Genomic DNA, 23,858 nt, shown 5'->3' with positions numbered 1-23,858 from the left:
GCGCTTTTTTTATGCGATGCCCGGTGTCACGCGGATCAGAGTGGGCACCGGCGCGTCAAGGGCCGCGCGGACGGCCGATTGCATCTCGTCCAAACTGGTGGGGTCTGCGGACAGCGCCCCAAACGCCTCGGCCAGTTTGCAGAAATCAGGATTGCGGGCCACAACCGCGTTGGGCGCGATCTGGCTGCGAACCATACTGTCCTCGATCTCTTTCAGCTTGCCATTGTCCCACAGGATGATCGGCAGCGAGAGGCCCAGTTCGACTGCCGTTCCCAACTCCTGCATCGTGTACTGAAACCCGTAATCCCCGGCGATCACCGCCGTGGGCTGACCCCGCCGTGCAACCGCCCCGCCGATGCCGGCGGGCAAGGCGTATCCCAGCGTGCCGAAGCCAGTCGGGTGGTGCCAGTGATGGGGATGGTCCATATCCCAGACCTCTTTTGCGACATAGGCGAATTGGGTCATGTCGGAGTAGATCATCGTCTCGGCAGGCAACGCTGCGCGCAGGGCATCTGCGACTTGCACGATGCCCGAACGCTCGGCCTCAACCTCGGCGCGCCAGCGGGCACGGGTCTCGGCAACTTCTTCGGGCGACCAGCCTGCGGCAGGATCGGAGTTTTGGGTCGCTTCCGACAGGGCACGGGCAAAGCCCTCTGCGTCAGCCTGCAACTTGACGGTGGCGCGGTGGTGATCCGACAAAACCTCGGGGTCCAGATCGACGCGCACCAGATTGGCGGTATGACCCAGCTCGCGCCGCCACAGATCAACTTCGCCGAGTTCCGCCCCGACAGCGACCACCAGATCAGCCGAGGCGATCACGTCGACACTGCTCGGTCGCGGCAGCATTGACCCAAAATCCAGCGGATAGTCCACGCCAACGAAACCCCGCCCCGCATAAGTGGTGAAACAGGCCGCGCCCAGCTTTGTCAGCGGGTCTCGCCAACGGTCAGACCGGCACCCACCGCCCAGAATAAACAAAGGTCTGCGTGCCTGCGCCAACAATGACACAACCATCGACACATCCGGAGGCAAAGCCGCCCGCGTGGCCGGAGGCTTGGGCGAGGGTGCGGGTTCGGCATCGGCCTCCAGCACAGCGATTGGCACCTGAATATGCTTGGGTCGCGGGCGGGATAGCGCGAACTCTTCAAACGCGCGCTCAATCAGACCATACGCGGCCTGCGCGCTATTGGCCTGACAAGACCAGTCGGCCACGGTGTCCGCCGCTGCGCGCTGATCCTTCATCTGGTGCAACTGACCACGTTGGGCATGCGTGTCATCCAGACAAGAGGACAGAACCAGCATCGGAACCGAGTCGGAATAGGCCTGCCCCATCGGGGTCATGATGTTGCACAGGCCCGGTCCGGTGATCACATAGGCCACCCCCGGCTTACCCGTCGCGCGCGCATAACCGTCGGCCATGAACCCGGCCCCCTGCTCGTGCCGGGCCAGAACATGGGTGATTCCGGCCTCTTCGATGCCGCGATACATTTCCTGGTTATGCACGCCGGGGATACCAAAGATCACGTCGACCCCGCGATCCTTCAGCATATGCGAGACTTGCGCGCCAAGGGGCTTTTGCATCACCCTCTCCAGAATTGAGCGGTGAAGATCGCGTAAACCGCCAGCAGTTCCAGACGGCCCACCAGCATGCCAAGCGACAGCAGCCACTTGGCGGTATCGCTCAGCCCCGCGAAATTGCCCGCCGGGCCGATCTGGCTGCCAAGGCCCGGGCCTACATTGGCCAGCGCCGTCGCCGCACCCGAAACCGAGGTGATGAAATCCAATCCAGTCAGCGCCAGCGCCCAGGACAGAATGCCCATCGACAGCACGAAAAACATGAAGAAACTCATGACCGAGGTCAGAACGTCGCGCCCAACAGGCCGCCCGTCATAGAGCGGCATGAACACCCCATGCGGCGATCTGATCCGGCTCAGCTGTGTTTTGATCGAGGCAAACAGCAATTGATAGCGGAACACCTTGATCGAACATGCGGTTGAGCCCGCGCACCCCCCAATAAGGCCGATCAGAAAGAAGATCATGACCGGGAAACTGCCCCAGGTCATGTAATCGACACTGGCGTATCCCGTGCCCGAGATGATCGACGTTATGTTGAATAGCGATTGCCGAAAGGCCTGCTCCCAATGATGCGGAAAGACTGATGTCAGAAAGATGGACATCATCACAACGAGCACCAGAATGGTCGCCAGAAAGGCTCTGATCTGGCTGTCCCGCCACAAGGAACTGGTGTTGCCGTTGGCAAGCTGGACGTAGCGCACGAAGGGCAGAGCGGCGAGGATCATGAAGACCGATGCGGCATATTCTGCAGGGCCCGAGAACGTGCCGAACGAGCTGTCGTAGTTGGAAAAGCCGCCTGTGGCGATCGTTGTCATGGAATGCACGACGGCGTCGAAGAAGCCCATACCGAACCCGGCATAAACCAAGGCGCAGACGACGGTCAGGAACACGTAGATCAGGGAAATCTGGCCCGCGATCTCCTGCGCGCGGGGCAGGATTTTTCCCATCGTCTCGAACCCTTCCGAGCGGAAGATCTGCATCCCGCCCACGCGCAGTTCGGGCAGGAACACCATGGCAACAACGATGATCCCGATACCTCCCAGCCATTGCAGAATGCCGCGCCACAGCAGCAGGCCCTGCGGCAGGTTATCGAGGCCCGAGATTACCGTCGACCCGGTGGTGGTGAGGCCCGACATCGCCTCGAAATACGCGTCAACAAAGCGCAGTTCGGATTCGCCGAACAAAAACGGGATCGCCCCGAATACCGGCAGGGCGACCCATACACCGGTTGTCAGCAGAAAGGTCTGCCGGATGGTCAGCCCCTCGCCCACGCCATTCGAACAGCTTAGGGCCAGCACGGTGCCGGTCAGCACCGTAATGATGGCGCTTTCCAGAAAAACATGCCACTCGCCCCGCCTTTCGATCATGTCGGCGAGCATGGGCAGCAGCATGGTCGCCCCAAGAATGGCGACCAGCAAGCCAATCACATATCCGACCGGTCGAAGATCCATCATGACGCGCAGCGTTGGCGCGCCATGGGGACCGTGTCAAGCAGATGATCTGCGATTATTCGTCGGCCTTAGCCTTGGACGCTGGCATCGCAGGTGGTTTGGATGGCGCACGCGTCCGACGCGACTGTGGCTTGGGCGCGGCTTCGGCGGTATTCGCGGCTTTTACCTCGACCGGTTTCGCCTTTGCCGGAGCCGCATCGGCCTTGGGCTTTGTAGCTGCGGTTTTTGGCGTCGCAACGGGTTTCGCAGCGGGCGCTTTTGTAGCCGCAAGTTTTGGCGAAGCTTTGGGCGCAACAGGCTTTTCAGCTTTCACAGCGGGTTTTGCCGAAGCCGCTGCAGGTGCGGTCTGTACCTTGGCTGCAACCGCAGGCTTGGCCGCAGGTTTAGCGGCGGGCTTTGCTGCGGCTTTGGCGACAACCAGTTTGGCAGCAGGCGATTTCGCAGCCGGTTTGGCAGCAGGCTTGGCCGCCGCAGCTTTAGTGGCGGTACGCGGCTTTGCCGTGAACTCGGCAACGGGCTTTGTTTCAGCCTTGGTCACAACGGGTTTGGTTTCAGCCTTGGCCACAGCCGGTTTCGCGACAGGTTTCTTGGCCGCAGGGGCAGCTTTTGCCGCCGCCTTCGCGCGCTTCGCAGCCGGTGCCTTGGCCTTGGGCTTAGCAACAGGCTTGGGTGCGGTGGGTTTCGCCACAACGGGTGCCGGGCTCGCAGCCGCAGCATGCAGCGCCTGGACCGGAGCCATCGGCAGCTCGAATGCCGAACGGGCCATGATCTGCATGATCTTCATCTGGCTCACAATCGCATAGCCAGCCACGCGGCACACAGCAGCCTGAAGCTCAAGCGGTTGGGTAATCGGGTTCATCTACGTTCTCTCCTGTAATAACAACGCAGCAAGGACATTGAGTGAATAGCACTCTGCCCGCTCAAATCGCTTGAGCGGCGGTTGTGGTGTTGCAGTCCAAGGCGTTGCACGTCTCGGGGTCCTTTAAGGGCGGCACACCGTCTTTTGGCGCAGGTGTGCAGCGGCTGCATTCCGGCCCACCCTAACGCAAAAGAATGCTACAGTGCAGCGATATCGCTGCATTGCGGCAAAAAGGCGCTTACGCCACGGAAACGTGATGAATTTCTGACCAGTTAGCCCGTTTGCTACCCGACGTGGAACAACGTCGAAAATAGACGCGGGTCCAGGCTGGGGGCCGCGAAGGTCGGGCCTTCGGTCAGAATCGAAACCGCGTCATGGCTGTGCAGGCTTTCCTGATGGCTCGCGATCACGCGGAAATCTCCGACGTGGTGGTCGGCCAGCAACTCGGCACAGAACAGGCGCGCGGCGTCCTCGACAAAGATCGGGTTGGCGGCGTTCAGTTCTGCAAAGGCCTGCTCATCCTCGCGCTTGACCATGACTTGCGTCTCGGTCGGCACTGCACGGCGGCAGAGCGCAATCAGATCCTCGAACCACAAACAGTCGGCGTCGCAATCCACGACAACCGAAATCCGCGCGACCGAGCGCTGCGAATGCGGGGTCGCCAATTGCCCGCGCTGCGAACGCGCGTGCTCGCTCAACTCAAGCGAACATGGGCAGGTCGAGGAATAGACGTAATCCAGATGCATGATCTTCTGACGCACGCCGTTTTGCTCGACCAGTTCCAAAGCGATATCGTAATACTGATACCCTTCCAGACCCGAACGCAGGCTTTTGATCTGGTCGGGGTAGGAAAAGCGCATCTGGATGCGGGCATCAAAGCTGTCCAGATCGGTCATGTAGTCGCTTAGCGCCGCTTCCATCACCTCAAAACTGAACGTGCGCTCGGCGTGTCTGTAAAACGACCGCATGATGCGGGACATGTTGATGCCCTTCTTTTCCGCCTCAAGGCTGACCGTTCCGGTAACCGAGGTCTCAAGCGTCAGATCCGCGCCCTCCTTGCGATGGAACCGGATCGGCAGGCGAAAATTCGAAATCCCGACATGCTGAATCTGCTGCTTAGCGCCCCGGATCAGGCTTGAGGGACCATTCTGCAGATCGGGCAGCGTCGCCCGGTAGGTGGCATCAACCTCAAATCCTTCGGGGTATTCGCGCGACATGGCGGGGTAGTCCACCGGCCCCAAACCCGGAACCAGCCGGGCCACAGCCGGGTCGAGCTGGCTGATCTCGGACGCAGGGGCGGTTTTGGCCCATCGCTGCAGAACGTGCAGGGCGGCGGCGGCTTCGTCACGGTCCGGGGTGTCGTCAATGTCGCGCGGGTGAACGTTCATAGGATGGGGTTCCTCGATTGGTCGCCGGAATATATACGACTACAGTTGTTTTTCCAGTCTTACCCAATACGCATTCACTAACACTCTGGATTGAAAATAGTAGGGCAAAACCGTCATATTACAACGGAATACGCCCTGTCGTGGCGGAAAGCCGGATCAAGCGCGCAGCGTCGCGCCGATGGTGTCGCAATCAGAACAGCACGGAGCCGGCTGGCAGATAGCATGCGCAAAGGCTTGGACCGAAGATTTTGTTAAAGGGGGAAATCGCATGCAGACTATTCTCGACCTGGAGCGTTTTCCCATCGACCGCCCCGGCAGTCCGGAATGGCACGCGCTCGTGGAACGGTGCCGGGCGGACCTTGCCGCCGACGGGATGTATAACCTGGACGGGCTTATGCGCAGGGACGTCGCCGCTGCCGCCGTTTCCGAGATGACCCCCCGTTTTGCAACCGAGTCGTTCCTGCACGAACGCCGCCACAACATCTATTTCAAGAAGCTGGGGGATTTGCCCAAAGACCACCCCGCATTGCAGGAGTTTCACACCTCGAACCGGACGCTATGTGCTGATCAGATCGAAGGTTCTGCCCTGCTGCGATTGTACGAATGGCCGGAATTCGCGCAGTTTCTGGCCGCGACGATGGGCAAGCCCGAGCTTCACGTGATGGATGACCCTCTGGCCCGCGTGAATGTCATGTCATATCAGGAAGGACAGGCCCTGAACTGGCATTTCGACCGGTCCGAGTTTACCACAACGCTGTTGTTGCAATCCCCGGATCAGGGTGGCGGCTTCGAATACCGAACCGACCTGCGCAGCGATGAGGATCCGAACTACGACGGCGTCGCCCGATTGCTCAACGGTGCGGATCTGGACAGCAAGGTCATCACGCTCAGCCCCGGAACGCTTAACGTGTTTAAGGGCAAGAACACCGCCCATCGCGTCACGCCCGTTGTCGGCGGTAAGCCACGCGTGATCGCCGTGTTCTCGTATTACGAAAACCCTGGCGTCACCTTTTCTGAATCTGAGCGAATTGGCTTCTACGGCAGGGCCTGAATGCGCGCCTCCAAGGCGATTTCACCGCCTTGGGTTGGTTGTTTAAGACTGAGAGGCGCCCAGCGCCTGACGGATATCCGCCAGAAGATCTTCGGCATCCTCCAACCCGACGGACAGGCGGATCAGGCCGGGCGTAATGCCCAACTCGTCCTTCTGCGCGTCGCTCAGGCGTTGGTGAGTCGTCGTAGCGGGATGCGTCGCAATGGATTTCGCGTCCCCAAGGTTGTTCGAGATCACCGGGATCGTCATCGCGTTCAGGAACGCAAACGCCGCCTCTTTCCCGCCCTTGATGTCCAAAGACAGAACCGTGCCGCCCTTACCACCCAATTGGGTCTGAACAAGGCCATTCTGCGCATGCGTCTTCAGGCCCGGATACAAGGTGCGCTCTAGCGCAGGATGCCCCTCTAACGCTTGGGCCAGGTTCTGAGCGGTCTCAGCCTGCGCGTTGACACGCAGGGCAATCGTTTCCAGACCCTTGAGCATGATCCACGCGTTGAACGGGCTTAGCGCGCCGCCGGTGTGCTTCATGTAAGGCTCGACCGTTCCGCGAACGAACTCTTTGGTGCCGATGATCACACCGCCAAGGGCACGCCCCTGACCGTCGATATGCTTGGTCGCCGAATAGACCACGACGTCCGCCCCCTGCTCGATCGCGCGCGAGAACACCGGGGTCGAGAACACGTTATCCACCACGACAACAGCACCGACCGCATGGGCAAGTTCTGCCACTGCGGTGATGTCGATCACCTCAAGCGTCGGGTTCGACATGGATTCGAAGAACACGGCCTTTGTGTCGGGCCGGATCGCGGCCTTCCATGCATCCAGATCGGTGCCATCGACGAAGGTCACCTCGACCCCATAGCGGGTCAGGATGTTCTCAAGGATATACAGGCAGGACCCGAACAACGCCTTGGCCGAGACCACGTGATCCCCTGCCTTGAGCATCGAAACCAGCGCGCCATTGACCGCAGCCATACCCGAAGCGGCGGCAAAGGCATCCTCGCCCCCTTCCAGCATCGCGATGCGCTGTTCGAACATCGACACGGTGGGGTTGCCGTAGCGGGCATAGATGAACTCATCCGGGCCGCTGTCCAGAAACCGGGCCTCGGCCTGTTCAGCGTTGTCATAAACGAAGCCCTGCGTCAGAAAAATCGCCTCGGACACCTCGTTGTACTGGCTGCGGCGAATACCGCCATGGACGGCTTGTGTGCGTTTGTTCCAGCTCTCGCTCATGTCTTTCCTTTCAGCCCCTCAGGGCAAACAAAAAACCCCAGACGCGGCCAAGCGAAAGGGGTCTTTCATCCTGACCTTTTAGCGGTGTTGTTTAGCGTGGCCCGCAATCCGGTAACAAATCGCCACGTGGTGAAGATGCATTTACGCCCCGCCCCGCCGTTGGTCAAGAGCGGGCCGATATCGGTCACGCTTTCGTAACACCTGGTCGGCTGCCCCTTGCCGAACGTGCTGAAACCCTCATGATCGTCCCATCATAAGGAGACGCTATGATCGACCTGTATTTCTGGCCCACGCCGAATGGCTGGAAGGTATCCATCGCTTTGGAAGAGATGGAATTGCCCTACACCACTCACCTGATCAATATCGGCAAGGGCGACCAGTTCGACCCTGAGTTCCTGAAAATCGCCCCCAACAACCGCATGCCCGCCATCGTCGATCCGGATGGCCCGGACGGCGCACCGATCTCGGTTTTCGAAAGCGGCGCGATCCTGATGTATCTGGCCCGCAAGACCGGACGGTTCTATGGCAAAACCGAGCGCGACCGGATCGCGGTCGAGGAATGGCTGATGTGGCAAATGGGCGGCGTCGGCCCGATGGCCGGTCAGGCGCACCACTTCCTGAAATATGCCCCGCAACTGGATCCGCCACAGGACCTGCCCTACCCCAAAGACCGCTACCGAACTGAGGTCGGGCGTCTCTACAGTGTGCTGGATCGTCGACTGGCCGAGAACGAATACGTCGCGGGCGATTTCTATTCCATCGCCGACATGTCGATCTGGGGCTGGGCGAGCCTGTGGGAAGGGCAACAGCAGGTGTTGGAGGACAAACCTCATTTCACGCGCTGGCTTGAGACGGTCAGCGCGCGCCCAGGCGTTCAGGCCGGACGTGCGCTGCATGCAGAGTTGCGTGGGGATCACCGGGACAAGCAGGCGCAAGGGGTTTTGTTTAAGCGTTGAGCAATACAACCCATTTCTTGCACTAAAGAAACCAGCAGGCAGAGACATGAGAGGTATTGCTTTGCGTCGAGTCTTCCGCCCGAGTTTCGTCGGGGTCCTGTGCCTTGCCGGGTTGGCATTTGCGGGTTTTGTCCAATTTCGGGCTGCGTCCGCGACCAGCCAGCCCCAAAACCTCTTTCTGGAGGAAATGACATGGCCCGAAGTTCACGCCGCACTGACGGCGGGCTATGACACTGTCATCATTCCCACTGGCGGCACCGAGCAGAACGGTCCTCACGCGGTTTTGGGAAAGCACAATTTCGTTGTCGCGCATACCAGCGAACGCATTGCCCAAGAACTGAAAGGCACCCTGATCGCGCCGGTCATGGCCTATGTCCCCGAAGGCGATGCGGGCAGTTCACCCAGCGGCCACATGAAGTGGCCCGGAACCCTTTCTCTGCCCGAGCCGATCTTCGAACAGGTTCTGGAAGCCACCATCCGAAGCCTTGTAACCCACGGCTTTACCGAGGTGCTTCTGATTGGCGACAGCGGCGGCAATCAGGCGGCACAGGCCCGGGTTGCTGCGGCCATGACGCCCGAGTTTGCACCGTCCGGCGTCGTGGTGCGCCACATTTCCGATTATTACGGCAACAATGGTCAGGTCGCCTATCTGGAAAGCTTGGGGTTCAACACGGAACAGATCGGCACACATGCCGGGCTTCGCGACACGTCCGAACTGTATTTTGTTCGGCCACCCGATGCCGAGCGCAGTTATCCGCCGGTGCCCTCGGGCTGGCCGTCAGGGAACAATGGCCGCCCTGATCTTGCATCGCCCGAGATAGGCGAGAAACTGATCGAGCTTAAGGTCGATGCAGCCCTGGCGCAGATTAACCGCCTTCGAAACGAAGATTGAAAACGGCTGCAAAGAGGTGCGTTGACAGTCGGGCTGAACCTACCCCTCCCCTCGCACCAACACATCCAGCATCCCCGAGATATCCTCGATCTCTTCCGCGATCACATGGATGACCGCGTCGGCCTTCTGCATTCGCCCCGTCACGCGCAGCAGCCGCCCCGAAATCACCGCGCGGCGGAACTGCTCATAAATCTTGCGCCAGACCACCACGTTGACGATGCCGGTCTCATCCTCGAGCGTGACGAAGATCACCCCCTTGGCTGTCCCCGGCCTCTGCCGCAGGATCACCAGCCCGGCCACCGTCACCCGCGCGCCCTCGGGCGGATCATCCAGTCGGTTGGCAGGCAGACAGGCGGGCGGGCGCGGCCAGTCCCGGTTTGAAACCACAGGGCGAACAGGGGCAACAAGCATGAGAACAAAAATAGAACAAATAACAAGAAAGTCCAGAGGCGGCGCGATGAGTCGCAAATGAGGCTGGTCAGACCCCAATGCCTTGACTAAACACCAATTCGAACATCGCAAAAGGAAGACGCACGCAATGGCAAAGATCACCTATGTCGAGCACGGCGGTACCGAACACACTGTCGAGGTCGCCAACGGACTGACCGTCATGGAAGGGGCCCGTGACAACAACATCCCCGGCATCGAGGCCGATTGCGGCGGCGCCTGCGCGTGTTCGACCTGCCATGTCTATATCCACCCCGACTGGGTCGAGAAAATCCCCGGCAAGGACGACATGGAAGAAGACATGCTGGACTTCGCCTATGAACCCGACCCCACCCGCTCGCGCCTGACCTGCCAGATCAAGGTCACAGACGCGTTGGACGGCCTGGTCGTGCAAATGCCGGAAAAACAGATCTGATGCCTGCAAAAGCGCCGCGCATGCCCGGTCGCCTGTGGCAACGCTGGGCACGCGGCGCGGGGCTGGCGTTGGGTTTGTGGTTGGGTTTGCAAAACGCGGCTGAGGCCTGCCGAGCCCCGCCCCGCACTTGGGGAATTGCCAATGGCTCATATGTTCTTGCGCCTGGTTGCAAAAGCTATTTCTGCCCGGAAAGGATCATCGCTGCGGCTTGGTATTCTCAGGAAACCGACCGTTATACCCACGGCGTTCTCGGAGACGCTATTGAATACACCCGCCTCACTGTCGATTCCAACGACAGCCTTGCGGTCAGATGCGGAACAAAATCTGCACAGTTGGACGAGCTTCATGTATTCGAAGACATCGCCCCACGGCTTGTGGATCTGGACGGAGACCAAAACGCCGAAGTCATTACCGTCCGCAGTCACGTCGACAAGGGAGCACAACTCGCGATCTATGCCGACCGGGGCGACTACACGCTCAAACTCATTGCCTCAACCCCATACATCGGAACAAGGAACCGCTGGCTCGCCCCAATCGGCGCTGCCGACATGGACGGCGATGGCAACATCGAGATCGCCTATATCGACCGCCCGCATCTGGCCAAAACCCTGCGCATCTGGCGCTTCAAGGACGACAACCTGACCGAAATCGCCTCCCTCCCCGACCTGACCAACCACAAGATTGGCGAGGATTTCATCTCCGGCGGCCTACGCACCTGCGGCAACACCCCCGAAATGATCCTCGTCAACGGCAACTGGACCCGCATCATCAGCGTCTCGTACCAAAACGGCTGGACCAAAACCGATCTCGGCCCCTTCAACGGCCCGGATAGCCTGACCAGCGCCCTCAACTGCTGATCCTAACTTCATCTGTCTACAAATATCCTGGGGGTGAGGCCGCAGGCCGAGGGGGCAAAGCCCCCTAACCCGATCAGCCGATCAAAGCGCCCGCCAGCCGATATCGCGGCGAAAGAACCCCTCGGGCCAATCGACACCATCCACCATCGCATATGCCCGGTCGCGCGCATCCTGCAACGTCGCGCCCCGTGCCGTGACGTTCAGAACCCGTCCGCCCGACGCCTGAATCTGACCATCAGCGACTTTGGTCCCGGCATGAAACACCATGTTGCTGCTGTCCTCAGGAAGCCCGTCCAGCCCCTTGATAACAGAACCTTTCTCGTATGAGCCTGGATATCCCTTCGCCGCCATCACCACCGTCATCGCATGGTCATCCGCCCAGTTCACGCGCATCTCACCCAACCGGCCTTCGGCGGCGGCGTGCATCAGGTCCATCGCCTGCGCGCCCAGACGCATCATCAGCACCTGACATTCCGGATCGCCGAAACGAACGTTGTATTCCACCAGCCTCGGCTGCCCGTCCCTGATCATAAGCCCAGCATAAAGCACGCCCTGAAACGGCATCCCCCGACGCTTCATCTCGGCAATGGTCGGGCGTACGATTTCATCCATCGCGCGGGCCTCAATCTCGGCGCTCAGCACCGGTGCCGGAGAATAGGCCCCCATGCCGCCGGTGTTCAGGCCGGTATCGCCTTCTCCCACCCGCTTATGGTCCTGCGCGGTGCCGACCGACAGAATGTCCTCACCATCGCATAGCACGAAAAGCGAGGCCTCTTCGCCATCCATGAACTCCTCGATCACAACCTCGGCCCCGGCCCCACCGAACGCGCCACCGAACATGTCGTCGATCGCATCCAAGGCGGTTTGCTCGTCCATTGCCACGATTACGCCCTTGCCTGCGGCCAGCCCGTCGGCCTTGACGACAATCGGCGCACCGTGTTCGCGGATATAGGCCTTGGCCGGTTCCACATCGGTAAACCGCGCATAGGCCGCTGTCGGCGCGCCCGAGGCATCGCAGATTTCCTTGGTAAAGCTTTTTGAGGCTTCCAACCGTGCCGCCTCTGCCGAGGGACCAAAGACCAGCACACCCGCCTCGCGCAGCCGATCCGCCACGCCTGCGGCCAGAGGCGCTTCGGGGCCGACAATCACGAAATCAATCGCGTTTTCCTCGGCAAAGCTGACCACCGCCCCTCCGTTTTCGATATCCAGCGACGCGCATTCCGCAATCTGCGCAATCCCCGCATTTCCCGGCGCCACGATCAGACGGTCGCATTTGGGGTTCTGCATCACCGCCCAGGCCAGGCTGTGTTCGCGCCCACCGCTGCCGAGAATAAGGATGTTCATTGGGTCGTCTCCGATCTGCTTGGCCTCGCCTGCGCGGCGTTCTAAGCTGGCCGGGCATTTGACACAAGGCGCTGAAATGTCCGACCTGCTTGACGACCCGGTTCCGGGCCAAAACACCCCTGAATACACGGTTTCTGAAATCTCGGGCGAGGTCAAACGTACCCTCGAAGGCTCGTTCGGACGAATCCGTGTGCGGGGCGAGGTCGGGCGGGTGTTCAAGGCGCGCTCAGGCCATCTGTATTATGACATCAAAGACGACCGGAACGTGCTGGCCTGCACCACGTGGAAAGGCCAGATTTCCGGTCTGTCCGTGGTCCCCGAAGAGGGGCTAGAGGTCGTCGTCACCGGCCGCCTGACCGCGTTCGGTGCGCAATCCAAATACAACCTAAATGTCGATGAGGTTGCCGTCGCCGGACAAGGCGCGCTGATGGCGCTGCTGGAGAAACGCAAGAAACAGCTTGAATCCGAGGGCCTGTTCGCGCCCGAGCGCAAGAAGCCTCTGCCCTACCTGCCGCAAATCATCGGTGTCATCACCTCTCCGTCGGGTGCGGTAATCCGCGATATTCTGCACCGCCTGCGCGACCGGTTTCCGCGCAAGGTGCTGATCTGGCCTGTCGCCGTGCAGGGCGCGAACTGCGCGCCCGAGGTCACCCGTGCCATCGACGGCTTCAACGCGCTGACGCCGGGCGGTGCCTTACCGCGCCCGGACCTGATCATCGTCGCACGCGGAGGCGGGTCTATCGAAGACCTCTGGGGCTTCAACGAAGAAACTGTTGCCCGCGCGACGGCAGCTTCGGACATTCCCCTGATCTCAGCCGTCGGGCATGAGACGGACACGACCCTGATCGACTTCGTCTCGGACCGCCGTGCGCCGACGCCCACGGCTGCGGCGGAACTGGCGGTGCCCGTCCGCATGGAACTGCTGGCATGGACCGGTGAACAGGGCGCGCGCCTGTCGCGGGCCGCCACTGACGCCTTGCAACGCCGATCCCAGCGCCTGCGCGACCTGTCCCGCGCCCTGCCTCGGCCCGATAGCTTGCTGGAAAGCCCCCGGCAGCGGCTGGATCAGGTTTCTGAACGCCTGCCGAATGCGCTTATCCGAGGCGTACAAAACCGACGTGTCAAATTGCTGGACACATCCGCCCATTTGCGGCCCTCGACCCTGCGCGGGCTGGTCGAAACCCGCCGCGACCGCTGGCGCAACCTGTCTTCGCGCCTATCCCTACGCCCGATTCAGCGCGAGTTGGAGGCACGGCGCGAGGCTCTATCGCGGCTGACCGACCGCCTGAACACCGCACAAACCACACGTCTTGACCGGTTGCGCCAACAGCTTGAGGCCACCGACCGCCTGCGCGAAACTCTCAGCTACAAGGCGACGCTCGAGCGGGGCTATGCGGTCGTTCGGGCCGAAGGAGAGGTCATCACGACTAAAGCCGCAGCCGCCGGGCACCCGGTTCTGGAAATCGAATTCGCCGATGGCCGCCTAAAAACCGGCGCATCGGCCAAGGCCCCACCCCGGAAACCCAAGCCCGACGCGCCCGATCAGGGCTCTTTGTTCTGAACAATGCTGACCGTCTGGGGCCGCAAAACTTCATCCAATGTTCAGGCATTGATGTGGTGTATCGAAGAGCTTGGCCTCACCTATCAGCGCCGTGATCTGGGTCATAGGTTTGGCGGGCTCGACACCGAGGCCTTCTGGACCCTCAACCCGAACCGAACGATCCCGGTTCTGCAGGATGGTGACAATCCGCCCTTGTGGGAAACCGGGGCGATCCTGCGCTACCTCGCCGCGCAATACGGAAGTGGCACGTTCTGGCCCGACGACCCGATCCGGCGGGCCGAGGTCGATAAATGGGCCGAGTGGGCGAAACTGAACATCGCCATGGCCTTCACCGGACCGGTCTTCTGGCGGATTGTTCGAACTGCGCCGTCACAGCGGGACGAAGCCGCAATTCAAGACGCGCTTCTAAACCTCGAAAGCAAAATGGAAATAGCGGATGACAGGCTTGCCCACAGCACGTTTCTGGCAGGAGACGACCTGACCCTTGCCGATATCCAACTGGGTCATGTTTTGTATCGCTACTACGACATCGACATCCGCCGCAGACCCCTTGGCCATCTGCGCAGGTACTATGATGCCCTGACCCGGCGCCCCGCTTACCAAAAACACGTGATGATCAGTTACGACGAACTGCGGGAGACCTGAACCTTCAAACCCCAACCTCAGGGCCCAGACAGACCATCTCCTGGTCGATATCTTCGACCTCATACAGTTCCTGCGCTTCCGGAGCGCCGTCGGGCCGCGCAACAAGCCCCCCGACCGAGCGGGTAAACTCCCAACACTGCGGATCCAGCCGATCCTCATAGACAAAGCAGATCTGATCCTCGCGCTGATACCAGACGCCTTCCTTGCAATTGCCATCCAGAAACGACCAGATGACGCGGCGGTTGGGCAGATAGCGTTCAACGCCATAGACCTGCCCGTCGAATTCGTAGAACAGCGTCTTGCCCTGCGTGTATTCATCAAACTCCGACCCGGACAGCGGCGACTGCGCAACAGCAGCCTGTCCAGCCAAAGCCAGAAGAATCACAATACGTCTGAACATGACCGCACTCTGGCAGATACCACGACGCGTGACCATTCAAGCTTTCTCGTGCCGCAAAGATGCCCCCACGTCACTGCTTGCATCCGTTTACGCCTCATTGCCAGATTGCCCGCATCAGAACCGGCAGGACATCGGAACCGAATATGACAACGCTGATTTTCTGGGCGGCATCCGCCTGCGCTCTGGCTTACCTGCCAATGTCCGCTCGCCCCGCCAGTATGCTACGGACCGCGTTAAAAACGGCGTCTGTCGCGTTGCTGGCCATCATCGCGCTGCTACAGGCCTCCCCCTGGCTGCTGGTCGCCGCATTGGCCCTGTGCGCTGCTGGCGATGCGCTTTTGTCGCGCGAGACCGACAGCACCTTCATGGCCGGGGTTGCCGCCTTCGCACTGGGTCATCTGGCCTATATCGCCCTGTTCCTGACCCAACCTATCAGCGACCCGTCCCTGATATTGGACCAGCCTGCCATCGTCTGGTCTCTGGTAATCCTCGGGATCGTCATGGCCACATTGCTCGCCCCGCGCGCGGGTGATCTGAAAGGGCCAGTGCTGGCCTATATCCCGATCATCCTCGGCATGGGCATCACCGTCCTCGCCTTGCCCGACGCAGGTCCCCTCCGATGGGCACTGCCAGCCGCATTCGCGTTCATCGCGTCCGACCTGATCCTGGCGACCGAGAAGTTCCTGCTGCCCGCCAACCACCCTGCCCTGAAGCTGACCCCCTACCTGATCTGGCTGCTCTACTGGGGCGCACAGGCCGGGTTCCTGATCGCCTTCACCTGACCCTTTGCAACTGCCGCCAATCCGCATTAGGTGAGAGGACCACCTGCGGAGACCGAAAATGGCGTTTTTCTCAAAGCTCAAGGACAAGCTGTTCAAATCCTCATCGCGGCTCGAAAAGGGGCTCGACGCGATTGTCGAGGATGGGGGCGAGGAAACCGCCGCACCCGATCCGGTGATCCCCGCGCCCGAACCGGAACCGCAACCGGTCCCCGAGGTTCCCGAACCAACGCCCGTCCCGCAACCGGTTGAAACGCCAACACCTCTGCCCGCCGACCCCGTTCCGGCACCACCGCCGCCGGAAGCGCCTGAAAGCAAAGGCCTGCTGGGCCGCCTGTTCAGCCGCAGCGAAAACCGCACCGAAATCCGGCGCACGCTGGATGACGACATGCTTGAGCAACTCGAAGAGCTGCTGATCGCCTCGGACATGGGCGTAGACACCGCCCTGCGCGTCACCGCCAATATGGCCGAGGGCCGCTTTGGCCGCAAACTCTCGACCAGCGAAATCAAGCAACTACTGGCGCAAGAGGTTGCCCGCGTGATGGAACCCGTGGCCAAGCCCATGCCGCTCTACCCCAAGCGCCCGCAGGTCGTGCTGGTCGTCGGCGTCAACGGGTCGGGCAAAACCACCACCATCGGCAAGCTTGCCAGCCAGTTCAAAGCCGCAGGCAAAAAGGTCGTCATCGCCGCCGGAGACACCTTTCGCGCCGCCGCCGTCGAACAGCTGCAAGTCTGGGGCGACCGCGCAGGCGTGCCCGTGCTCACCGCCCCGGAAGGCTCCGACCCCGCCAGCCTCGCCTTCGATGCCCTGACCAAGGCGCAGAACGACGGCGCAGACCTGCTGATGATCGACACCGCAGGCCGCCTGCAAAACCGCGCCGACCTGATGGAGGAGCTGGCAAAGATCGTCCGCGTCATCCGCAAGGTCGACGACACCGCCCCCCACAACACCCTGCTGGTGCTGGACGCCACCACCGGCCAGAACGCCCTCAGCCAGGTCGAAACCTTCCGCAAACTGGCCGATGTCTCGGGCCTGGTGATGACCAAACTCGACGGCACCGCCAAAGGCGGCGTGCTGGTGGCACTGGCCGACAAGTTCGGCCTGCCCATCCACGCCATCGGCGTCGGCGAGCAAATCGACGACCTCGCCCCCTTCGACCCCGAAGAATTCGCTGCCGCCCTGACGGGCCTGCAATCCTGATCCAGACCTTCATCTGGCCAGAAATATCCTCGGGGGGTGTGGGGGGCAGACAGCCCCCCGCGCGCTCCACCCAGACAAAGGCCCGCAGTTGAGCACCTGGCTGATCTCCCTCGAAGGCACAGAAGCCGGCCACCACCTCGCCCTCGGCCTGGCCCTGATGGCCGCCTTCCTGCACGCCGTTTTCGGCGCGCTGCAAAAGGGCCGCCACGACCCTTGGATGTCGCGCGGGGCAATCGACGCCTGCTATTGCCTGATGGCGGCCCCCTTCGCATTCTTCGTGGTCCCGTGGCCCGAACCCTATATGTGGCCCATCTTTGCCACCGTCTGGCTGATCCACATCGGCTACAAGGTTCTGCAGGCAGCGGCCTACACTAAGGGCTCCTACACCGTGGTCTACCCGGTGGTTCGCGGCACCGGCCCGCTCTTTACCGTCATCGGAGCGTACCTGCTGTTCGATGAGACCTTTTCAGCCATCCAATGGCTGGGCGTGGCAACATTGATGGCAGGCATCTTCGGGCTGGCGCTCTATAACCTGCGGTTCCTGGAAACAAACCGCGAAACGCTGGGCATTGCCCTTGCGCTGGCGCTGGCCACAGGGCTGTTCGTCGCGCTCTACACCACTTATGACGCCTACGGCATCCGCGCCACCGCTGATCCGTTCACTTTTCTGGCGTGGTTCTTCATGATCGACGGCGCGGCTATGCCGATCTACGCCGCCCTCAGATTCCGCGCCATGATCCACCGCCCGGCACTTGGCCCGCTGATGCTGCGCGGACTAGCGGGCGGGATCATCGCGCCGATGTCTTTCGGGGCAATCATGCTGGCCACAAGGCTCGACAAAGTTGGCGAAGCCGCAGTGTTGCGCGAAACCTCAACGGTCTTTGCCGCATTAATCGGCTGGCTGGTGCTGAAAGAAACCGTCGGCCCAAGGCGCATTGCCCTGATGGCATTGATTGCACTCGGCGCCGTAATAGTTGAAATGGGCGGGTAAGCAGCAGGACGCAGGCGATGACAGACAAAAAAAAGATCAACCCGTTTCTCAAACAGGCATTGGAACTGGGCCCGCCACTGGCCTTTTTCCTTATCTATCTGCGCCTGCGCGATGACAGCTTCCTGATCGGCGGCACCGAGTATTCGGGCTTCATCGTCGCCACCATCATCTTCGTGCCGCTTATGCTGGGCGCAATGGGCGTGCTTTGGTTCCTGACAGGTAAGCTCAGCCGGATGCAGATTTTCACGGCGATCATGGTGATTTTCTTTGGCGGTCTGACCGCATGGTTCAATGACGAACGGTTCTTCAAGATGAAAACCACGCTGGTCTACGGCTTCTTCTCGGCCATCCTCGGCATCGGTCTGCTGCAGGGTAAATCCTATCTGGCTTACGTGCTGGACGAGATGCTACCCATGCGCCACGAAGGCTGGATGATCCTGACCCGCCGCCTGTGCGGCTGTTTCGCTGTTCTGGCGGTGGCCAACGAATTGGTCTGGCGCACGCTGTCCACTGACCTTTGGGTCAAGATCGAAACCTTCGGCTTTCCAATCGCCCTGATGGTATTCCTGATGCTGCAGTTCAACCTACTGCAGAGCTATATGGACGATCCTGACCATCAATAGGTCCAGTGCAGTGCAGTCGCAGGGATTGGCCAAACCGGCGAAAACCTGACAAAATCCTTGGCTTAGCCACCAAGCTGTGAAAGGTTAACTCACCACTCACAAATCACACCCGGAGATCCGTAACGTATGACGGCCTTCCCAAACAGCGGCTTTTTGTCCGACGCATCAGAAGGGCTGCGAGCAATGCTGTCCGCACAGGCATCCGAGATTTCATTGACCAAAGGGGAAACCCTGTTCGAACAGGGCGACGAGGGCGACGCGCTTTACGCCATTCTCGAGGGCACGCTCGAGGTTTCGTTTCTCGCCATGAGCGGGCGCAAGCTGACCCTGACCCTGATGCGCCCCGGCGAGGTTTTTGGCGAGATTGCGCTGTTCGACAGCGGCCCCCGCACTGCCACGATTGCCGCAGCAGAACCTTCGAGGGTTTTGCGTGTGCGCCGCCGGGACGTGATGAACCAGATCCGCCAGCACCCGGACCTGGCCGTCGATATGGTCCGTCTGGCAGGCCTGCGCATGCGCTGGATGGGCTCGCAACTGAACGAGCAGGTCTTTCTGCCCATGCCAATCAGGCTGGCCCGCTGGCTGTTGCACCTGTCCGAGCTTCAGGACAACCCGAACGACCGGATCACCCTGTCGCAAAGCGAACTGGCCGAATTCGTGGGTGCCACGCGCGAGGCGGTGTCCAAAACGATCTCGACCTGGAAACGCGACGAAGTGGTCGAAGCGTCGCGTGGAGGCCTGCTGATCCAGGACTTCGAGGCTCTGCGGGAACTTGCGGAATCCGACCTGATCTGACCCTTGTGACATGCTTCACATACGGGCACGCAACCGTGGACTAAAGTGATTCCTGTTACTGTAAGAGGTCAGAGAATCATCCCCGATATCTGTCCACTGATCTCTCCCTGTATCTGAGCCATATGCCCCTCGGGCGTATGGCTCATTTTATTTGCGGACTGCAGCAATCGTCGAAGAAACCGCTGACGCGCCGATTCCATGCTAAACTGGTACCTGCGTGGATGAGAAACGCATGAGGTCCGGCGTGGCGAAACGTCATGTAAAACTGCGGTATTTTGCGATAGCGCTGCTGCCGATCATCGTATTCGGGGTACATGAGCTTATCCAGAAGCACATGATCGCGGCGGATTTGGATGTGCCTGTCGATATCCTGCAGGACGATCGTCTCTGGCTGGAATCCATTGGCCGCTTCCGGTTCCTGGCGGCCTCGTGGTTTTTTGTCGCCTTGGCACTGCTGCCCGTGGCCTTGCTGGCCCGCACCCTGTCGCGCCCGATCGAGCGCAAAACCAAAACCGCCGCGATCCTGACGGTGCTAGCGATCTTTGTTCTGGCAATCGTTCCAACGATCCAGCAATATGCGACCTCTCAGGCCCCCAAGATTTACCATCAGGTGGGAAAGGCCGTGTTTGAAACCGCCCTTTCCCGCGGCACCCTGCCCGGCTGTCAGACACCCGAGGAATCATGGCTGCTGGGGGCGTGCGGCGACATGCCGGTCTTTTCCCTGTTCCGGCGCGTGATGGACATCGTCAACGCATTTGCCGGGCTTGCGGTCGGGTCGCTGATCGTCGGTATGATCCTGTGCCTGACCTCAAGCGACCGCAATGATGTCGAGGAAACGGCAGCCGAACTGGCCAAAAACCTGCGCCAGATGCGACAGCAATTGTACATCTCCAGTCTGATCCTGACCTTTGGCATGTTCTTCGCCACCAGTTGGATGCACTGGCCCCTGCCCATGATCTCGGATGCGCATAAGGCCGCGTATACGTCACTTGTCACGTCGTCAGCTTTGTTCACAGGCACCTATTTCTGCCTGCTGATGCTCAGCTTTTTCCTTCCGGTCGCGGTCATTCTGGACAGCCGGATCAACCGGCTGGCCCTTGCAGCAAACCGGATTGACGACGCCGAAAGCGAGTTTGACGTCAGCGAATGGCGATCCTCGCACGGGTTGTCCGAGGGCACCAGCGACCTGCTGCGCGCAGGGTTCGCTCTGATCGCACCGATCCTCGCGGCGTTTGCGGGCGGCATCACACCGCTGCCCATTTGACCCCCAAATCCGGCCCCAAGGTGCTTTGCAGGTTAATCTGTGATAAGGTCAGACTTATTCGTTAAGTTCTTTATTCCCGAGGATTGACCATGCAGAAGATTTCTTACGCCAGATTCATTGATCTGTGGGACAACCTCGATACCCCCGATGATGTTCTGGAAAACTACATTATCATGGAACCGGGCGAGAGCGCATTTTCGTTCAACATCCGCCCAAATCCCGAAACCGTCTACGATATCCCCCGGTTCGAGGCCGGACTGTCCAGCCTGAATTCGCGCAGCCGACGCCGCAGACAACGAGATTTCAACGATGCGATCAAAGCGGGCGACACCCGGCCCGTACTTGTCAGCGAAGGCGATAGCTGGTTTCAGTTCCCGAGGCTTCTGCACGACGTGATCGACCATCTGGGTGAGGACTATCTGATCTGGAGCCTTGGTGCCGCCGGTGACACGGTCGAGAACATGATCGACAATGATACGGCAGAATACATGCAGGGCCTGCGCGATCAAGCCCACCATGTTCAGGCGTTTCTGCTGTCGGCAGCCGGGAACGACGTGATCGGCGCGAAGAATGGCAAACCCGTGCTATTGTCGTTGCTGCACAACGGCACGCGGTCGGATCGGCCCGAAAAACTAATCAACCGGGCTGAGTTGAAACGGGTGACGGATGGCCTGCGCGAAAGCTATCGCAAGGTCGTGCGCAACGTCCGGTCGGACGATCGGTTCAGAACCCTTCCCATCCTGATCCACGGCTACGACTACGCCTTCCCGTTTCCAAACAGCAAGAATGACAACCGCCGTCCGATCTGGGTTTTTACCAATCGCGACAAATGGTTGGGCAGCGCTTTTAAAGAGAAGGGGATCGACAACCCGAAAACCCGGCGCGACATCATCCGCATCCTGATCGACGCCCTCTACGACACCCTCGCCGAGGTCGCGGATGAGGACCCGAATGTGCATTTGATCGACGTACGGGGAACGCTGACGCACAGAACAGACTGGGCGGACGAGATTCACGCCAAAAGCCCCGGATTTGGCCGGGTTGCCGCCAAGTTCGATAAGGTACTGAAGCAGGTGGTAACGCGCAGCGACGGGTTCGAAACCGCTGCCGTCTACGGGGGTGGCGGTGGCTCAACCCAGCTGGGTGAGATTTCGACCATGCCCAAAGCGGCCCGCTCTCGCATCGGCGTGCCCGAGGTTGCCGGTGAGACGCTCGGCATCCCCAACCTCGAAATGTTTGCCGAAGGGTTCACCGCCAGCGCCCGGTTCGAGGCGATCATCGAAGAGGATGACAGCGTGCCCTACGGCTTTCTGTCCAAGGGGGCCGAGGTCGGCAAAGCCGTCGCCCGGATCAGCACCCGTGGCCGGGCCTGGGATGGGCGAAACGGCAGTTGGCGGGGCACCGGCTTTCTGATCGCTCCCAACATCCTGCTGACCAATTCCCACGTGATCAACAGCCCCGAGGTCGCCTCGGAAGCCAAGGTGGAGTTCGGATACGAAGAAGGCGCGGACGGGCAGCTTTTGCCCTCTACCCGGTTCCGGCTGAACCCCAGCAGGCTTTTCATCACCAGTCCGCCGGAAGATTTGGACTATTGCTTTGTCTGGGTCGAGGGCAATCCCGGCCAGCACTTCAACAGCATCCAGCTTTGGCGCGGGTCGTTTATCGCGCAGGACCGCTATCCCGCCCATATCATCCACCACCCGGATGGCAGGCCCAAACGAGCCTCTCTGCGCAAGAACGACATTTTCACCGGTCTCGGTTCGCGTGAGGTGCTGGTCCATTACACAGCGGACACGATGTATGGCAGTTCGGGTGCCCCCGTGCTGCGCGACGACTGGCGTTTGTTTGCCCTGCATCACGCGTTCGAGGATGTCAGCGACGATCTTCGACTGAAACTCAATAAGGAAGGATATGAAGGGGATCACATCAACGAAGGCATCAAGATTTCCGCCATCGCCATCGATCTGGACATCCGCGCGCGCACCGGGCCCGACCCGCAATCCGCGCGCGAGGTGCTGCGCCACATGGGCGGCAGCGACTCACGCACCGGGTATTTCGGCACACTGGGCCGGAAGCCAAGCGGCGAAACCGCCTTTGAACGCGTGGTGGATACCTATCGCGGGGCGGATCAGGACGTTGATGTCGCCTTCTGGAACATCGAATGGTTCAACAGGGATTACGACCGCAAACTAAGCGACGTCGCCCGAGTGATCGCGGACCTCAACCTGGATATCTGGGCGTTAGAGGAGGTCTCACCTCAAGCCACCGAAGCGCTGGTGGCCGAGCTCAAAAGCAAGTTCCAGATGGAATTCGACTATCTCGCCTCGGAGCCTTCGGCCAGCAGCGGCAGGCAGACCACAACCGTCATCTGGAACACTCTGACCGTCTCGGGCGAGCGTCTGGATTGGCCGGCCGAGGCGCACCGGCTGCTGAAACTCGACAGCCGCGACCCCGATGCGCGGGAGTTCGAGGCCGTGGACGGCAAAATCTTCAACCGCTATCCGGGGCTGTTCCGGTTTACCTCGACAACCTCTGCGTCCAGTGAGCCGTTTGACTTTCTGCTGGTGCCGCTGCACCTCAAGGCCAAATCCGAGGGTGCGAAAAGGCGCAAGATGGCGGCAAACATGCTGGCCAAGGTCATCAACATGGCAATGAGCGAGTTCGGTGAGGCGGATGTTCTGATCGGCGGCGACATTAATGCCGAGCTTGGAACCGGCCAGTTTCAAGGCCTGCTGGACGCCGATTTTCAGGCGCTGAGCGCTGCGGATGAACGCGACGGGGCCATTACCTATCTCAAGCGCCCCTACTTTTCGCTAATCGATTCGATCTTCGCCTCCTCGGATATGAGCGCGAATATCGACAGCGAGGATTTCATGATCATCGCCGCAGATCGGGCCTTTCCCGACTTCGTAACACGCGTGTCGGATCATCGTCCCGTGATGGTTCGGCTTAGCTTGGGTGACGGGACCGAGGCGGCGGGCTCTGGTCAATCGGACAAGACTAAAGCTGATCCCTCTGGCGATGACGGCTGTATTCGCAAGGTTGCCGACAGTTTCCGGAAAGACCCGGAGGGCACGCTCCGGCGCATTCTGAACGCGCCGGAATAGGAGGTTGACGGCTCTCCAAACAAA

22 protein-coding genes and 1 riboswitch are annotated in these 23,858 nt (G+C 60.6%); of the genes, 14 read left to right on the top strand and 8 right to left on the bottom strand.

The window, feature by feature from the left end; genetic code table 11:
• Positions 1–9: 9 nt before the first annotated feature.
• The 4 genes from ACR0NJ_RS14580 to folE2 form a co-directional block, all read right to left on the bottom strand.
• A complete protein-coding gene (locus ACR0NJ_RS14580) occupies positions 10–1,581 on the bottom strand; it encodes a 5-guanidino-2-oxopentanoate decarboxylase (protein ID WP_480817863.1) in 1,572 nt (523 codons plus the stop codon).
• A complete protein-coding gene (locus ACR0NJ_RS14575; RefSeq protein ID WP_480817862.1) occupies positions 1,581–3,029 on the bottom strand; it encodes a TrkH family potassium uptake protein in 1,449 nt (482 codons plus the stop codon). Before ACR0NJ_RS14575 ends, ACR0NJ_RS14580 begins: the two co-directional genes overlap by 1 nt.
• A 52-nt stretch (positions 3,030–3,081) precedes the next feature.
• On the bottom strand, positions 3,082–3,885 hold the full coding sequence (locus ACR0NJ_RS14570) for a hypothetical protein (RefSeq protein ID WP_480817861.1): 804 nt from the start codon (positions 3,883–3,885) through the stop codon (positions 3,082–3,084).
• A gap of 284 nt (positions 3,886–4,169) precedes the next feature.
• Complete coding sequence (gene folE2, locus ACR0NJ_RS14565; RefSeq protein WP_480817860.1) at positions 4,170–5,273, bottom strand: GTP cyclohydrolase FolE2; 1,104 nt, start codon at positions 5,271–5,273, stop codon at positions 4,170–4,172.
• Between the two features lie 268 nt (positions 5,274–5,541).
• Between folE2 and ACR0NJ_RS14560 the strand changes: the two genes are divergently transcribed.
• The gene (locus tag ACR0NJ_RS14560) at positions 5,542–6,324 is read left to right on the top strand and encodes a HalD/BesD family halogenase (protein WP_480817859.1); all 783 of its coding nucleotides are present in this window, start codon (positions 5,542–5,544) and stop codon (positions 6,322–6,324) included.
• A gap of 42 nt (positions 6,325–6,366) precedes the next feature.
• On the opposite strand, the gene metZ is transcribed toward ACR0NJ_RS14560, so the two are convergent.
• The gene (gene metZ, locus ACR0NJ_RS14555) at positions 6,367–7,557 is read right to left on the bottom strand and encodes an O-succinylhomoserine sulfhydrylase (protein WP_480817858.1); all 1,191 of its coding nucleotides are present in this window, start codon (positions 7,555–7,557) and stop codon (positions 6,367–6,369) included.
• A gap of 58 nt (positions 7,558–7,615) precedes the next feature.
• Positions 7,616–7,693, bottom strand: a riboswitch (SAM riboswitch).
• 130 nt (positions 7,694–7,823) lie between these two features.
• Here metZ and ACR0NJ_RS14550 point away from each other — a divergent pair.
• Both ACR0NJ_RS14550 and ACR0NJ_RS14545 read left to right on the top strand, forming a co-directional pair.
• Entirely contained in the window at positions 7,824–8,513 is a 690-nt protein-coding gene (locus tag ACR0NJ_RS14550) for a glutathione S-transferase N-terminal domain-containing protein (RefSeq protein ID WP_480817857.1), read from the top strand.
• A gap of 46 nt (positions 8,514–8,559) precedes the next feature.
• Positions 8,560–9,405, top strand: a complete 846-nt coding sequence (locus tag ACR0NJ_RS14545; RefSeq protein ID WP_480817856.1) for a creatininase family protein — start codon at positions 8,560–8,562, stop codon at positions 9,403–9,405.
• 39 nt (positions 9,406–9,444) lie between these two features.
• On the opposite strand, the gene ACR0NJ_RS14540 is transcribed toward ACR0NJ_RS14545, so the two are convergent.
• Entirely contained in the window at positions 9,445–9,816 is a 372-nt protein-coding gene (locus tag ACR0NJ_RS14540) for an OB-fold nucleic acid binding domain-containing protein (protein ID WP_480817855.1), read from the bottom strand.
• 127 nt (positions 9,817–9,943) lie between these two features.
• On the opposite strand from ACR0NJ_RS14540, the gene ACR0NJ_RS14535 reads away from it, so the two are divergent.
• Complete coding sequence (locus ACR0NJ_RS14535; RefSeq protein ID WP_480817854.1) at positions 9,944–10,267, top strand: 2Fe-2S iron-sulfur cluster-binding protein; 324 nt, start codon at positions 9,944–9,946, stop codon at positions 10,265–10,267.
• Positions 10,267–11,124 carry an FG-GAP repeat domain-containing protein gene (locus ACR0NJ_RS14530; RefSeq protein ID WP_480817853.1) on the top strand — a complete coding sequence of 286 codons (858 nt, stop codon included), beginning with the start codon at positions 10,267–10,269 and terminating at the stop codon, positions 11,122–11,124. The genes ACR0NJ_RS14535 and ACR0NJ_RS14530 overlap by 1 nt, the downstream gene beginning before the upstream one ends.
• A gap of 81 nt (positions 11,125–11,205) precedes the next feature.
• Here ACR0NJ_RS14530 and purD read toward each other — a convergent pair whose 3' ends face one another.
• Positions 11,206–12,468: a phosphoribosylamine--glycine ligase gene (gene purD / locus ACR0NJ_RS14525; protein ID WP_480817852.1), complete on the bottom strand. Its 1,263-nt coding sequence runs from the start codon at positions 12,466–12,468 to the stop codon at positions 11,206–11,208.
• A 76-nt stretch (positions 12,469–12,544) separates the two neighbouring features.
• Here purD and xseA point away from each other — a divergent pair, with 76 nt between their 5' ends.
• Positions 12,545–14,029, top strand: a complete 1,485-nt coding sequence (xseA, locus tag ACR0NJ_RS14520; protein WP_480817851.1) for an exodeoxyribonuclease VII large subunit — start codon at positions 12,545–12,547, stop codon at positions 14,027–14,029.
• 3 nt (positions 14,030–14,032) lie between these two features.
• A complete protein-coding gene (locus ACR0NJ_RS14515; protein WP_480817850.1) occupies positions 14,033–14,674 on the top strand; it encodes a glutathione S-transferase family protein in 642 nt (213 codons plus the stop codon).
• A gap of 4 nt (positions 14,675–14,678) precedes the next feature.
• On the opposite strand, the gene ACR0NJ_RS14510 is transcribed toward ACR0NJ_RS14515, so the two are convergent.
• Entirely contained in the window at positions 14,679–15,074 is a 396-nt protein-coding gene (locus ACR0NJ_RS14510; protein ID WP_480817849.1) for a hypothetical protein, read from the bottom strand.
• 143 nt (positions 15,075–15,217) lie between these two features.
• Here ACR0NJ_RS14510 and ACR0NJ_RS14505 point away from each other — a divergent pair, with 143 nt between their 5' ends.
• From ACR0NJ_RS14505 to ACR0NJ_RS14475, 7 genes are all read left to right on the top strand, one after another.
• Positions 15,218–15,856 (top strand): lysoplasmalogenase family protein, encoded by a 639-nt coding sequence (locus tag ACR0NJ_RS14505; protein WP_480817848.1) that lies wholly within the window; start codon positions 15,218–15,220, stop codon positions 15,854–15,856.
• Positions 15,857–15,914: 58 nt separating this feature from the next.
• On the top strand, positions 15,915–17,054 hold the full coding sequence (gene ftsY, locus ACR0NJ_RS14500) for a signal recognition particle-docking protein FtsY (protein WP_480817847.1): 1,140 nt from the start codon (positions 15,915–15,917) through the stop codon (positions 17,052–17,054).
• Between the two features lie 88 nt (positions 17,055–17,142).
• Positions 17,143–18,045, top strand: a complete 903-nt coding sequence (locus tag ACR0NJ_RS14495; protein ID WP_480817846.1) for an EamA family transporter — start codon at positions 17,143–17,145, stop codon at positions 18,043–18,045.
• A 17-nt stretch (positions 18,046–18,062) separates the two neighbouring features.
• Entirely contained in the window at positions 18,063–18,668 is a 606-nt protein-coding gene (locus tag ACR0NJ_RS14490) for an inner membrane-spanning protein YciB (protein ID WP_480817845.1), read from the top strand.
• Between the two features lie 126 nt (positions 18,669–18,794).
• Positions 18,795–19,463: a Crp/Fnr family transcriptional regulator gene (locus ACR0NJ_RS14485; RefSeq protein ID WP_480817844.1), complete on the top strand. Its 669-nt coding sequence runs from the start codon at positions 18,795–18,797 to the stop codon at positions 19,461–19,463.
• A 244-nt stretch (positions 19,464–19,707) separates the two neighbouring features.
• Positions 19,708–20,727, top strand: coding sequence for a hypothetical protein (locus tag ACR0NJ_RS14480; RefSeq protein ID WP_480817843.1), 1,020 nt, complete (start codon positions 19,708–19,710; stop codon positions 20,725–20,727).
• Between the two features lie 89 nt (positions 20,728–20,816).
• Positions 20,817–23,834, top strand: a complete 3,018-nt coding sequence (locus ACR0NJ_RS14475; RefSeq protein ID WP_480817842.1) for a trypsin-like peptidase domain-containing protein — start codon at positions 20,817–20,819, stop codon at positions 23,832–23,834.
• Positions 23,835–23,858 lie beyond the last annotated feature (24 nt).

The sequence above is a fragment of the Ruegeria sp. F11 genome (assembly GCF_056533855.1).
This window is presented reverse-complemented; position numbering and strand designations above follow the sequence as displayed.